Source organism: Psychroserpens sp. XS_ASV72, from assembly GCF_041224425.1.
In the GTDB taxonomy this organism is placed as follows: Bacteria; Bacteroidota; Bacteroidia; order Flavobacteriales; family Flavobacteriaceae; genus Psychroserpens.
Genome location: NZ_JBGFGL010000068.1, coordinates 157,602 through 171,354, shown reverse-complemented (window position 1 = coordinate 171,354; position 13,753 = coordinate 157,602). Strand labels below are relative to the sequence as shown.

Sequence of the window (13,753 nt, the reverse complement as noted above, 5' to 3'; positions counted from 1 at the left end):
CCTTTATTCCAAACCTAAGCTTTTTATATACGCTTTGTTGTTCATTGGACGTCCCAAGAATTCTTCAACCACTTCATCAACTGGTCTTTGGCTTCCATTAGCCAAAATTAACTTTCTATATTTCACACCTGTAGCCTGATCTCTTAGACCGTTTTTTTCAAAAACCGTGAACATGTCCTGAGCATATACTTCAGACCATAAATAACCATAATAATATACAGGATGTGTATTTATATGAATCCAACAGGCTTGAGGATGTGTGCCTTCAATATACCAATCCATAACACCCAATTGTTGATCGATATCTCTCCATAATTGGTCTGTATCCAAAGGTTTAGAAGGGTTATATTTATCATATAAATTCATGTCATAAATACAACTACGCAACGAACCTTGGGCAGACAAACCAGACGACACGTTTTTAGCATTTACCATATTATCAAATAACTCCTTAGGCAACACTTCACCTGTTTCGTAATGCTTTGCAAAGGAGCTCAAGATATCGTAATCCCAAATCCAGTTTTCAAAAATTTGGGACATGGCTTCCACAAAATCACGTTTGGTGTCAGACTGTAAACTGTATTCCCCTTCATAAGCCATCTTATCCATGATGTGTCCGAATTCATGAAATAACGTACTCAATTCACCATGGGTTATCATTGATGGTAACTCTTCTGTTCCCTTGGTGAAGTTTCCTAATAACATCGAAACCGGAACCTCGTAGCCATTTTCCATTTGTTTTCCAGGAGATAATGGGACTGCATAAAACCAAGATTCCTTGTTTGGTCTTGGAAACAAATCCAAATAAAAGCGTCCCTTTAATGTCCCATTATCAAATACTTCATAAGCTTGAACATCTTCATGCCAAACTGAAGCATTTTCTATTTCTCTAAACTCTAAATCCAATAACTCTTGATACAAGGCAAATAATCCTTCTAGGCAAGATTCCATTGGCAGATATTCACGGATTTTTTCATGGTCCACATTGTATTGCGTTTTTAATATTTGATTTTTGTAATATGATATATCCCAAGCATTCAATGGCTGGTCTTCAGCAATATTATCAAAGCTTTTCCTGGCTGATTTAAGAACTGCAATATCCTGAATAGCCTTGTCTTTAGATTCTGCAACTAAATCGTTGATGAACTTCCAAACGGTTTCTGGGTTCTTTGCCATTTTTGGTACCAAATTGTACTCTGCATAAGTATCATATCCCATTAATTTTCCGAGTTGGTAACGCTTTTCTACCAATTGTTTCAAAATATCAATATTTTTATCTGCACCTCTGTTGGAATATAACATTTGGTACTGTTTTCTAGTTTCTGAAGATGTCGCATTTTGCATGACTGGACCTCTGGTGGAAGGCATTGCTGGGATTTTGTAGGAGCCATCATCAGACTTGTAAGTTTCCTTAAAGGATTCTGGTAAACCTTTGGCACCTTTTTCATCTAAAGTCAATACTGCGTCTGCGGTATTCATATTCGTTGAATACTGAGATGTTAAATCGGAGATATCAGCCATTAAAGCCTTGTACTCCTTAAGTTTCTCATTATCTAAATTGACTCCTGAAAGCTTAAAGCCATCAATAATATCATCGACAAATCGTTTTCTGCGATCATTTAGTTTACTGTAATCTTCTGAAGCAGCAAAGGTTTCAAACTGTTTAAACAAATCTTTATCTGAAGAAATAACTGTGTTCAAGGAATCTAATTTCTTAGAGTACTCAATCCCTTTGGCTCTGGTTACAGAATCGGTTGACGTCCAATATAGCATAAAGGCATTGCTATTAGCTTGATTCAGTTTGTTTGAAACCGCATCAAAAGGCAAAAAAGTATTTTCTAAAGTTGGCGTTGACTCCTGTTTAATGGCATCAATGATTGCCGTAGAACGCTCTATTTCAAAATTGACATAGTCTGCAATGGATGCTCCTGTTACTTTGGCGTAATCAAAAGGTTCATTTAGTTTTACATTGAAAGGGTTGTCTGCTGAAAGTTCAGACACTGTCGCTTTGGTTTCTTTTTCTGAACAATTCATAAGTGACATTAATACAATTACGGGAATGATTTTTTTCATTTGGAATTTTTTTAAGACCCACAAATATAACATTCAGAATCCAAAAGAACTAACATAAAAAAAGCCTTACAGATAACTTCAATGCTAATCTATAAGGCTTTTTCAGTTTAAAATTTAAAAGCTAATGGGTCTTAAAAACCTGTTTACGTTTTTTAAGTTGTCGTTCTAAATCTTTTATAGTTTCCCTAACCGCCACTTCATATTGTGCTTCATCTGATGTGGCAAAAATTCTCGGACCAGGTAAACTCAATTCCATATCACAAATTTTACCTTTGTCATGGCTATTCTCATCTTTTTTAAATCGAACCGTTGCACCTACCAAAAATTCATATCGATTAAATAACTTACTAAGTTTGTCTTCTGTAAATGTGTTTAAGGTTTCACTAACATCAACATCAACGTATCTAATATTCACATTCATAATATACTTGTTTTAAGGTTAATTTCTTTACTTAAAGTTACAAAATAGAATCGGTTTTTTTGCTGATAAAAGTCATAAAGTCATCCTAAAATTCGCAATAAGCTTTGAACCAATTCATTGTCAATATCCAATAATAAACAATACTTTTGTGATTGTAAAATTTGTGAGATGGAAATCGTTTTTGCTACCAATAATCCTAACAAACTTAGAGAGGTTCAATCTTTGGTTCCTAAGTACATTACTTTATTATCGTTAAAAGATATTGGTTGCAACGATGACATTCCTGAAACGCAACCAACCATTGAAGGCAATGCCATTCAAAAAGCTGAATACATCAAAACGAATTATGGCTACGACTGCTTTGCCGATGATACCGGATTGGAAGTACAAGCCTTGAACAATGAGCCTGGTGTTTATAGTGCGCGATATGCTGGACCACAACGTGATGCCAATGACAATATGGATTTGCTTTTAAAAAATCTCGAAGCTCAATCGGATAGAACTGCTCAATTCAAAACGGTTATAGCCTTACATCTTAATGGCTCTTTAGAAACGTTTACTGGGATTTGTAAGGGAAAAATAACTGAAACAAAATCTGGCAATCAAGGCTTTGGTTACGATCCTATTTTTCAACCTGAAGGCTATGACCAAACCTTTGCTGAAATGTCGCTAGAGAACAAAAACAAAATTGGTCATCGTGGCAAAGCCGTTGGGTTATTGGTTGATTTTTTAAGTGAGCTGCGTTAACGATAGAACGGTCTGTTTGAAATCCTTTTTGGCTTTTTGCCAAAAAGATTGAGTAGTGATAGCGTGTTAAAACGCCCACGTATTGTATATCCAAATAATAGTCTATCTTTGCACCTTGAAAAAATCCGAAGAACGGATTTGTAGATTCCTCAGGGTGAGGATGTGTTACCTGGAAGATTAAGTGTTTAGTATGTCGATTCGCTTCCTTTGTAACACCAAAGGACATAATCGAATACGAAACTATTGCATGAGCACATTCAAAGATTTAGGTCTTAATGAAGACCTATTAACTGCTATTGACGACCTAGGATTTGAAACGCCTAGTGATGTACAAGCCAAAGCCATTCCAATTTTATTGAACGACGATTCTGATCTTGTTGCCTTGGCGCAAACAGGAACAGGAAAAACGGCAGCCTTCGGATTTCCGATGTTACAAAAAATTGATGTTAACAGTCGAACCACTCAAGGTTTGATCCTCTCGCCTACGCGTGAGCTTTGCCTTCAAATAACCAACGAACTTAAACTTTACGGAAAATACTGTAAAGGCTTAAATGTGACTGCCATTTATGGAGGTGCCAGTATTACCGAACAAGCACGTCAGGTAAAACGCGGGACACAAATCGTTGTGGCCACACCAGGACGTATGAAAGATATGATTAACCGAAACATGGTTGACATATCAAAGATTGAATATGCGGTTCTAGATGAAGCTGATGAGATGTTGAACATGGGCTTCTATGAAGATATTACTGATATTTTGTCACATACGCCTAAAGACAAAAGCACTTGGTTATTTTCGGCAACCATGCCTAATGAAGTGGCTAAAATCGCTAAGGATTTCATGCATGCACCTATTGAAATCACTGTTGGAAACAAAAACGAAAGTACCAATCAAGTCTCACATGAGTATTATTTGGTAAATGCAAGAGATCGTTACCAAGCGCTGAAACGTTTGGCAGATGCCAATCCAGATATCTTCTCGGTGATTTTTTGCCGTACCAAACGTGACACTCAAAAAGTAGCTGAAAACTTAATTGAAGACGGTTACAGTGCAGGTGCGCTTCATGGCGACTTAAGCCAGAACCAACGTGATTTGGTGATGAAATCCTTCAGAAATAAGCAAATCCAGATGTTGGTTGCTACAGACGTCGCGGCTCGTGGTATTGATGTCGATGACATTACGCATGTGATCAATTACCAATTACCTGATGAAATTGAAACCTATACACATCGTTCGGGACGAACTGGTCGTGCTGGAAAGACTGGAGTTTCCATGGTGATTGTTTCTAAAAGTGAGGTGCGAAAAATCAAGCAGATTGAGCGTATCATCAAAAAAGAATTTGAAAAGAAAGACATTCCAAATGGAATGGAAATTTGCGAAGTACAATTGATGTCATTGGCAAATAAAGTGCACAACACAAAAGTCAATCATGAAATCGATAAGTATTTAGAAAGTATCAATGAATTGTTTGAAGATACCGACAAAGACGAATTGATCAAGAAATTCTTTTCGGTGGAGTTCACGAGATTCTTCAACTATTATCAAAAAGCCCAAGACCTAAACGTATCAGATTCCAAAGGGAGTGATCGACAAGTCAGTGCTGATGAAACGCGTTACTTCATTAATGTCGGACGTAAAGATGGTTACGACTGGATGTCGCTTAAAGATTTCTTGAAAGCCGTCTTGGAATTAGGTCGTGACGATGTCTTTAAAGTTGATGTGAAGGATAGTTTTTCGTTTTTTAATACTGATAAATCGATTCAAGAAAAGGTTTTGACATTCTTTACTGATTTTAAGCATAATGGACGATTTGTCAATGTTGAAGTGAGTGATGATAAAGGTGGAGGCAGAAATCGTGGTGGACGTTCAGGTAAAAAGCGTAGAGGCGATCGCAGGTCATCAAGGCGAAGTGACAGAAGCAGTTCAGGAGGATTTGCAGGTTCCGGAAACAGAAAAGACCGAAGATCATCAAAAAAGAGTAAATCCGTTTCAGATCGACCAAGACGTTCTAGAAGAAGAAAATAAGGTGGTTTTAAACCATGTTGTTAATATTTAGTCAAATTATGGGTAATAAAAGGTGTTATTTCCTTTTGTTTACTACTTTTATGTCGTAAATTGATTACATGAAGCACCTACAATTTCTTATTTTTCTTTTGTTCGCAACAGGTATTGCTTTTGCTCAAGAATCTACTTCAGTAAAGGGAACTGTTATTGATGTGACTACAGATGAGCCAATGCATCGTGTGAACATTGTCAATTTGAATCAGGTGATTGGAACTTCAACAGATGGTAATGGTGAATTTGAGATTCGAGCCGAAGTTAACGATACCTTACACTTTTCCTATTTAGGCTATAAATCGATTAAGGTAAGGGTAACCAACGACTGGATTAAATTTGGGAATACTAAAATTGGTATGACCGAATCTGCTTTAGCTTTAGAGGAAGTTGTCGTAAATCAATTGAAACTTACAGGTTATCTGGCAGTAGACATCAAGCAAGTCCCAATTAAATCAAATTACAGATATAGTATTTCTGGTCTTCCTAATGCTGGTTATGAAGCTGGTGACCGAAGACCTAATGCTGTCAACAAGGTGTTAGGTGCTATTTTCAATCCAGCGGATTTTCTTCATAACATGTTTGGAAAACGTCCAAGAGAGCTTCGTAAGCTCAAAAAAATGAAGGAAGATGATGAAATTAGAAATAACTTGGCATCACGCTTCGATCGTGAAATGCTCTTGGTCTTACTTCAGGTAGATAAGTATGATTTAGATGAAATCATCAATCAGTGTAATTATTCCAAGGATTTTATAGAAAACGCTAACGATCTTCAGGTCTTGGATGCCATTAGCGAATGCTACGAAGAATACAAGGTTTTAAGTCGCGGAAAAACGGGACGCTTCTAGATTTATTCCCTTGAATGCAAGGCAACGCGATTACCTTCAGAATCAATAAAGGCAGCCATATAACCATGCTCAGGTGATATTTGGGTTTTAGGCTGGTAAATCTTACCTCCTGCACTTTCAATACGATCGAGTTCATTTTGAACATTCTTACAGTTAAAGTAGACTAAAGTTCCTTCTTCACTAGGAATATAAGTGTCTTGCTTTATCAAAGTTCCTGAAGCTCCTGGTTTGGATTCGTCAAATGGAAACCATCCCATAAGCAATCCGCCAAAATTGTGGATTTCTATTTTAACTTCAAAAACAGTTTCGTAAAAAGCTTTTGCACGATTCATATCGTGAACTGGAATTTCAAACCAGCCGACCATGTTTTGTTCCATAATTATTTAGATTCTAAGATTGATTTTAACTCTGTTAGCCCTTCCTCAAAATCCTTACCTACATGTTTATCTACGTTGTACAACAACATAAAGATATTAGCTGGAACTTTATTCTTGCCAACAAATCCCCAAGTAACTTTAGTTTGACCAGCTTCAGCATCCTCAACTTTAAGAAAGGCATCTGATTCTGATTTCCAAGGTTTAAAAAAGCGAAGTTTTGATTCTATTTGTTCGTTTTCAACAATATTGAGAATCTCCTGCTCTCCTGTTCCAACATCTTTATTACCTTCCCATTTGGAAATGAAGCCAACCGTTCCATCGGTACCAATAAATTCTTGGGTCATGTTCGGATCTTTCTTTTTCCAAGGTGACCAATGATCTTGATTTTTAATGTATTTAAGATAATCAAACACTTCTGGTAACGGTCTATTGATGACGATACTACGCTCTACGAGAAATTCTTTTGGAGCAACAAGTGCCAGAATGGTAAAAAGCAATACAATGGCAATAATGACATAAAGCGCTATATACATATTAAGTGATTTTGGTTGTTAGTGTAAGATACAAAAATTATTGAGCCGCATAGAAGCGCTCTACTATTTTATCATAACTTTTAATGGTCTTTTTGCACCAATCCAAACGCTTGTCAATTTTCTCTTTTTCAGTGAGTTGCCAATCGATATTACTTTGTCTAAGTTTGGTGGTGACGTGCTGAAGTATAATGGCTGCAGACACCGAAATATTCAAGCTCTCGGTAAAGCCAACCATTGGAATTTTCAAAAATGAATCAGCTGCTTCTATAACCTCATCAGACAAACCTTCACTTTCGGTTCCAAAGACAAAACATGACTTTTTTGTAATATCAAAATCATGGAGTAAGGTATCTTCTCGATGAGGCGTTGTTGCAACAATTTGATAGCCTTTTTCTCGTAAATCTGAAATGGCATCCTTTACCGAATGAAACCGATTGATATCTACCCATTTTTGTGAGCCCATGGCAATTTCACGGTCAATTTTACGAAGATTGCGCTCTTCAATGATGTTGATTTCCTGAATGCCAAACACATCACAACTACGAATCACAGCGCTGGTGTTATGTAATTGATACACGTCTTCAGTAGCTACGGTAAAATGCTTGGTCCGTTGGGACAACACGTTGTGAAAGCGCTCTTTCCTCCTGTCGGTAAGATAGGTTTCCAAATATTCCAGAAGCTTTAAATCGGTCATAATCAAAATTAGTAAATTTGTTAATCATTATGCAATCCATATGAATATGAAACCACATCTTGTTGTTCTAACTGGCGCAGGAATGAGTGCTGAAAGCGGACTCAAAACGTTTCGTGATGCCGATGGTTTATGGGAAGGACATGAAGTCACAGAAGTAGCTACTCCTCAAGCTTTTGAACGTAATCCAGAATTGGTTTTGGAGTTTTATAACCAACGTCGCAGGCAATTGATGGACGTCTCTCCAAATAAAGCCCATAAAGATTTAGCTGAACTTGAAAATGATTTCGATATTACGATTGTCACACAGAATGTCGATGATTTACATGAGCGTGCTGGAAGTTCAAATGTCATACACCTTCATGGCGAATTGTTGAAAGCGAGAAGTTCAGGAAATGATTATGATATCAAAGCATGGACTAATGATATTGCACTAGGAGATACCTGTGAAAAAGGGCACCAAATGCGACCTCATATTGTCTGGTTTGGAGAAGCTGTTCCAATGATTGAGAAAGCCATTCAAATCTGTACCAAAGCTGATATTCTGGTGATTATTGGAACCTCAATGCAGGTATATCCTGCTGCTAGTTTGATACATTATGTTCCGAAACATATTGAGGTTTTTTACATCGATCCCAATCCAACCATGCATAGTAGAGGTCAGTTGACCTTTATTCCGAAAACAGCGACTCAAGGGCTCGAAGACCTTAAAGCACTACTGAAACAATAGCTAATACAATTGATATCAGTGTGAGTGCCAAGCTAATCATTAGGACTCAGTTTAAAAAATTCGTTGACTGGTTTTCCAAAGACTTTGGAAAGCTTCAAAGCCAAAACCGTTGAAGGCACATATCTGTTAGCTTCAATAGAATTTATAGTTTGTCTGGAAACCCCAATCTTTTTGGCTAAATCATCTTGTGTTAGACTTAAAATAGCACGCTCTACTTTTATTGTATTTTCCATTATCTGTTACGCTTTAAAACTTCAAAGAACATAATCTGTACGAGTAGCATGAACCATAAAACCTGAAAATAACTAAACGTATTGTTCTCACTTGCTTCGTAAATATAATTGTGGACTACGTAATCTACAGCAGGCTGAACTAAACTATAAAGCACTCCAAAAATAAAAGCTAAAGCGTAGGATTTTGCTCTTAAGGAAGCGATCATTTCATCCTCATCTTTCTCCTTTGATAATGAAATGATCAAAAAGCCAACAATTAATGCTCTTTTTAAAACATCGTTAATCCATGAAGGTTCAACTCCAGAGATTTTCATAACCATCAGAGTAACAAAACACAGAACAGATATTAATACTCCTATAGTTTTCCATGAGTTAGATAATTGAAATCTTGACCAACGTTCAATTTTACTACGCTCACAATCCATAATTTTATTCGTATTCATTTGTCAAATATATTTTATATTAAGTAAAATTATTTTTACTATAAGACAAATATACTTTACATTTTAGAAAGAAACAAATATTCTTAACAGCTTTAGAATTTTAAGATTGATTACTTACTCTTCTGCCCTACGAATTGTTGTGATTTCAATTTGAATAGTACATTAAACGTAGTTAAGCTTCCATAGCTTCGTGTAATATATTGTTGAAGATCAATCTTTTCCTGTTCATCAAGGTTTTTACTTGAATTGATTTTTTGTTCCATGACACGTAGACGATCACGAACCATAGTGATTTTATGGAAAAAACTATCGATTGGAATTTCTTTACTCTGTAAACTCGTATCAGCTGGCTCTAGAATTAACTTACCACCTTTCCATTTATCGGCAATGGAAACAACTTCGGTAGCATCACTCCATTTCTTCAAGATTTGAACCAAGCTCGATTCAACTTCAAAGAAACTAACCGTATCGACCTCATCTTCTGCGGCTTCAATGACTTCAAAATCACTATCTAAGTCAATAGTTTCCAATCCTCTATCAATAAAGGTTACCCAATAATGTTTAGAAGTCACATTGGTCACGACACCTTTTCCATACTCTGGATGATCAATACGTGAGCCTATTCCTAATAATGTCATGATATTTTAAGATTTAAAATTATACGTCTAAAATAGAAATTTATATGAATTCTATTTTGAAATTTAGTTACTGCCTTTTATTGTTGTTCTTAGGATCCTAACGTTAACAAGAGGTCTGTCATTTTCATCGGTTGGCATTTTTGCTATGGAATCTACTACAGACATACCCTCTATCACTTCTCCAAAAACCGTATAGTTTTGATCTAGATGCGGTGTTCCTCCAATCGTTTTATAGACTTTCCTGTGTGCTTCGGGAATGTTATACTTTTCGAAACCAGAATAGGCATCAGCTAATTTTTGAATACTATCATTAAGGGTCATTACCAAGTCCATATTCTCCTTATCATAAGCTTTCTTGAAAGCTTCATACAAGGCTTTGTGCTCTTCGGAATTAATGATATGGTGTCTTGCGGTCATTTTGTTAATTCGACTTTCAGCAACCTCCAATAAGCTATCATTATAAACTTTTCCATGAACTATAAAAAACTGCATGGCACTAGATGATCGGTCTAAATTATCCTCTCTTGCAGTAGCCAATGCACCTCGTTTATGAAATAAATTGGGTCTGAATTCGGCTTCAACGGTATAATTTAAATCACCTTCACCTAAGACCTCACCGAGAGGTGCATGCTTACTTTCAGGATCACCACCTTGAATTACAAAGTTTTCAATCACGCGATGAAACAACAAACTATCATAGGCTTTTTCAGTAATCAATTTGATAAAATTATCACGGTGTTTAGGTGTTTCATTAGACAATTCCAATGTAAGCGCTCCAAGATTGGTTACCATCTCTACAGTTGTTATAGTTTCTGGAGATTCTGTTTTTTTATTTGTTTGTGAATTGCAGTTCACAAAGGCAGCCGCACAAAGCATTATAGCAATTTTTAATTGTAGATTTTTCACTTTTTTATAATTTATGATTGTCTAAATTTAGAGCTTTTCAGTTAAGAAACCCAAATACCTCCCTTCTTTATAATTTAACATAACTCTAAATGGAACCAACTTACATTTTAGCATTAAAATGAGTAACTTTGCAACTTTGCAATAAAAAGCCAATCCGCACTTATTAATGAGCAATTTTGACGACACCATAGAGGTTAAAGGCGCTAGAGTTCATAACCTTAAAAATATAGATGTAACCATTCCTAGAGAGAAGTTGGTAGTTATTACCGGTTTATCAGGAAGTGGCAAATCGTCATTGGCTTTTGATACGATTTATGCCGAAGGTCAGCGTCGTTATATTGAAACCTTCTCAGCTTATGCTCGCCAGTTCTTGGGAAGTTTAGAACGTCCAGATGTCGATAAGATTGATGGACTTTCTCCTGTGATTGCCATCGAACAGAAAACCACTAGCAAATCACCTCGATCTACGGTTGGCACCATAACAGAAATCTATGATTTTTTGCGTTTGCTTTATGCGCGAGCCAGTGATGCCTACAGTTACAACACAGGTGAAAAGATGGTGAGTTATAGTGATGAGCAAATCAAGGATTTGATTATTGAAAGCTATTCAGGCAAGCGTATTAATGTCTTGTCTCCAGTCATTCGATCTCGTAAAGGTCATTATCGTGAATTATTCGAGCAAATTGCTAAACAAGGTTTTGTTAAGGTTAGAACTGATGGTGAGATTCGTGATTTGGTAAAGGGCATGAAATTAGACCGATACAAGACCCATGATATTGAAATTGTTATTGACAGACTTAAGATTGATGCTTCAGCAGATAATGACAAGCGCTTAACTGAAACCATTAATACTGCTATGTACCATGGTGACGATGTGTTAATGGTATTAGATCAAGATTCAGGTGAAACGCGTTATTTCAGTCGCAGCTTAATGTGTCCATCAACAGGTATTTCATATCCCAACCCTGAACCAAATAATTTCTCTTTCAATTCCCCTAAAGGCGCATGCCCTAAGTGTAACGGTATTGGAACTTTATATCAGGTCAATGAGCGTAAAATTATTCCTGATGATACGCTTTCAATTAAAGCTGGAGCGTTAGCACCACATGGACCACAAAAAAACAGTTGGATTTTCAAGCAATTTGAAACCATTGCACAACGTTTTAATTTTAGTCTAAGTGATCCTTACAAGGATATTCCAGAGGAAGCCAAGCAAATGATTCTCTATGGAGGAAACGATAAGTTTTCCGTAGAGAACAAAACCTTAGGTGTAACGCGTGATTACAAAATAGATTTTGAAGGTGTTGCTAACTTTATAGAGAGTCAATACAATAATGCCGAAACTACCTCTTTAAAACGTTGGGCTAAGAATTATATGGACAAGATTGTTTGTCCGACTTGTGAAGGCTCACGTTTGAGAAAGGAATCCTTAAACTTCAAGGTCAATGAACTGAACATTGCCGAATTGGCCCATAAAGACATTGTTGATTTAGCCAAATGGTTTGATGAATTACATAAACATCTAACAGATAAACAATTTCATATTGCTGAAGAAATTATCAAGGAAATAAAATCGCGTTTGCAGTTTCTATTGGATGTTGGTTTAGATTACCTCTCATTGAACCGAAGTTCGAAATCGCTCTCAGGTGGTGAAGCTCAGCGTATTAGGCTGGCTACACAAATAGGATCGCAGTTGGTTGGTGTGCTTTACATCTTAGATGAGCCTAGCATTGGGTTACATCAACGTGATAATGAAAAACTGATCAATTCATTGGTTTCGTTGCGTGATATTGGCAACTCTGTAATTGTGGTTGAACATGATAAGGACATGATTGAAAAGGCCGATTACGTGATTGATATTGGTCCGAAAGCTGGAAAGTATGGTGGTGAAATCATCAGCATTGGAAGTCCGAAAGAATTATTGAACCATGAAACCTTAACAGCCGATTACCTAAATGGCAATAAAGAAATTCCCGTTCCAACAAATCGACGTAAAGGCAATGGAAAAACCATAGACCTTAAAGGTTGTACAGGAAACAACCTTAAAAACGTATCGGTAACTTTTCCGTTAGGAAAAATGATTGGTGTCACAGGTGTTTCTGGAAGTGGTAAATCGACGCTCATCAATGAAACTCTTTATCCTATCATGAATGCGCACTATTTCAATGGTGTCAAAAAACCGATGCCATACAAGAATATCAGAGGTTTGGAGCATATTGATAAAGTCATTGACATTAACCAATCACCAATCGGAAGAACACCTCGAAGCAATCCAGCAACTTATACTGGAACCTTTAGTGAAATCAGAAGTTTATTTGCTAAAATTCCAGAAGCTATGATTCGTGGTTACAAGCCTGGACGCTTTAGTTTCAATGTTAAGGGAGGACGTTGTGAAACGTGTCAAGGTGGCGGACTTCGAGTGATTGAAATGAACTTTTTACCAGATGTTTACGTCGAATGTGAAACCTGTCAAGGCAAGCGTTTCAACAGAGAAACCTTAGAGATTAGATATAAGGGAAAGACCATAAGCGATGTCTTGAACATGACCATTTCTGAAGCGGTTGATTTCTTCGAACACATCCCTAAGATTTACAAAAAACTTAAAACCATTAAAGACGTTGGTTTAGGCTATATAACTCTTGGTCAACATAGCACAACCCTATCAGGTGGTGAAGCCCAACGGATTAAATTGGCTACTGAGTTGAGCAAAAGAGATACAGGAAACACCTTTTATATTTTAGATGAACCCACAACTGGATTGCACTTCGAAGACATTAGGGTGTTGATGTTGGTTTTGAATAAGTTAGTAGATAAAGGTAATACGGTTTTGATTATTGAACATAACCTAGACGTAATTAAAATGTGTGACCACATCATCGATATTGGTTATGAAGGTGGAAAAGGTGGTGGAAAAATTGTAGCAGAAGGCACTCCTGAAGAGATCATCAAAGACAAAAAAAGCCATACCGCTAAGTTTCTTAAAAAAGAACTCGTGTAGTTTCCTTTTTGACGACATCAAATTTTCACGTGTTGATATCTTATTCGCTTGCAATAAAT

The 13,753-nt window shown here is 36.6% G+C and carries 14 protein-coding genes; 5 read left to right on the top strand and 9 right to left on the bottom strand.

Features of this window, described 5'->3' with window-relative positions; translation table 11 throughout:
* Nucleotides 1–3: 3 nt before the first annotated feature.
* Together AB9K26_RS02755 and hpf are read right to left on the bottom strand one after the other, a co-directional pair.
* Nucleotides 4–2,073: a M3 family metallopeptidase gene (locus AB9K26_RS02755; RefSeq protein ID WP_369971005.1), complete on the bottom strand. Its 2,070-nt coding sequence runs from the start codon at nt 2,071–2,073 to the stop codon at nt 4–6.
* A gap of 121 nt (nt 2,074–2,194) precedes the next feature.
* Nucleotides 2,195–2,494 (bottom strand): ribosome hibernation-promoting factor, HPF/YfiA family, encoded by a 300-nt coding sequence (hpf, locus tag AB9K26_RS02750; protein WP_369971004.1) that lies wholly within the window; start codon nt 2,492–2,494, stop codon nt 2,195–2,197.
* A 168-nt stretch (nt 2,495–2,662) separates the two neighbouring features.
* Between hpf and AB9K26_RS02745 the strand changes: the two genes are divergently transcribed.
* The 3 genes from AB9K26_RS02745 (at nt 2,663) to AB9K26_RS02735 (ending at nt 6,145) form a co-directional block, all read left to right on the top strand.
* Nucleotides 2,663–3,241 (top strand): non-canonical purine NTP diphosphatase, encoded by a 579-nt coding sequence (locus tag AB9K26_RS02745; RefSeq protein ID WP_369971003.1) that lies wholly within the window; start codon nt 2,663–2,665, stop codon nt 3,239–3,241.
* Nucleotides 3,242–3,488: 247 nt separating this feature from the next.
* Complete coding sequence (locus tag AB9K26_RS02740) at nt 3,489–5,267, top strand: DEAD/DEAH box helicase (RefSeq protein ID WP_369971002.1); 1,779 nt, start codon at nt 3,489–3,491, stop codon at nt 5,265–5,267.
* A gap of 98 nt (nt 5,268–5,365) precedes the next feature.
* Nucleotides 5,366–6,145, top strand: coding sequence for a carboxypeptidase-like regulatory domain-containing protein (locus AB9K26_RS02735; protein WP_369971001.1), 780 nt, complete (start codon nt 5,366–5,368; stop codon nt 6,143–6,145).
* Between the two features lie 2 nt (nt 6,146–6,147).
* Here the strand turns inward: AB9K26_RS02735 and AB9K26_RS02730 are convergent, their stop codons facing one another.
* Genes AB9K26_RS02730 through AB9K26_RS02720 form a run of 3 tightly spaced genes read right to left on the bottom strand, consistent with a single transcriptional unit; the run spans nt 6,148 to nt 7,749 of the window.
* Complete coding sequence (locus tag AB9K26_RS02730) at nt 6,148–6,522, bottom strand: VOC family protein (RefSeq protein ID WP_369971000.1); 375 nt, start codon at nt 6,520–6,522, stop codon at nt 6,148–6,150.
* Nucleotides 6,523–6,524: 2 nt separating this feature from the next.
* The gene (locus tag AB9K26_RS02725) at nt 6,525–7,055 is read right to left on the bottom strand and encodes an SRPBCC family protein (RefSeq protein ID WP_369970999.1); all 531 of its coding nucleotides are present in this window, start codon (nt 7,053–7,055) and stop codon (nt 6,525–6,527) included.
* Between the two features lie 37 nt (nt 7,056–7,092).
* Nucleotides 7,093–7,749, bottom strand: a complete 657-nt coding sequence (locus tag AB9K26_RS02720) for a TrmH family RNA methyltransferase (protein WP_369970998.1) — start codon at nt 7,747–7,749, stop codon at nt 7,093–7,095.
* 46 nt (nt 7,750–7,795) lie between these two features.
* Between AB9K26_RS02720 and AB9K26_RS02715 the strand changes: the two genes are divergently transcribed.
* Nucleotides 7,796–8,476: an NAD-dependent deacetylase gene (locus AB9K26_RS02715; protein ID WP_369970997.1), complete on the top strand. Its 681-nt coding sequence runs from the start codon at nt 7,796–7,798 to the stop codon at nt 8,474–8,476.
* Nucleotides 8,477–8,508: 32 nt separating this feature from the next.
* Here the strand turns inward: AB9K26_RS02715 and AB9K26_RS02710 are convergent, their stop codons facing one another.
* The 4 genes from AB9K26_RS02710 to AB9K26_RS02695 all read right to left on the bottom strand — a co-directional run bounded on the left by AB9K26_RS02710 (nt 8,509) and on the right by AB9K26_RS02695 (nt 10,666).
* Entirely contained in the window at nt 8,509–8,709 is a 201-nt protein-coding gene (locus AB9K26_RS02710) for a helix-turn-helix transcriptional regulator (protein ID WP_369970996.1), read from the bottom strand.
* Nucleotides 8,709–9,152: a hypothetical protein gene (locus AB9K26_RS02705; protein ID WP_369970995.1), complete on the bottom strand. Its 444-nt coding sequence runs from the start codon at nt 9,150–9,152 to the stop codon at nt 8,709–8,711. The genes AB9K26_RS02710 and AB9K26_RS02705 overlap by 1 nt, the downstream gene beginning before the upstream one ends.
* A gap of 110 nt (nt 9,153–9,262) precedes the next feature.
* Complete coding sequence (locus AB9K26_RS02700) at nt 9,263–9,790, bottom strand: hypothetical protein (protein ID WP_369970994.1); 528 nt, start codon at nt 9,788–9,790, stop codon at nt 9,263–9,265.
* Nucleotides 9,791–9,853: 63 nt separating this feature from the next.
* Entirely contained in the window at nt 9,854–10,666 is an 813-nt protein-coding gene (locus AB9K26_RS02695) for a peptidylprolyl isomerase (RefSeq protein ID WP_369970993.1), read from the bottom strand.
* Nucleotides 10,667–10,862: 196 nt separating this feature from the next.
* Between AB9K26_RS02695 and uvrA the strand changes: the two genes are divergently transcribed.
* On the top strand, nt 10,863–13,694 hold the full coding sequence (uvrA, locus tag AB9K26_RS02690) for an excinuclease ABC subunit UvrA (protein ID WP_369970992.1): 2,832 nt from the start codon (nt 10,863–10,865) through the stop codon (nt 13,692–13,694).
* Nucleotides 13,695–13,753 lie beyond the last annotated feature (59 nt).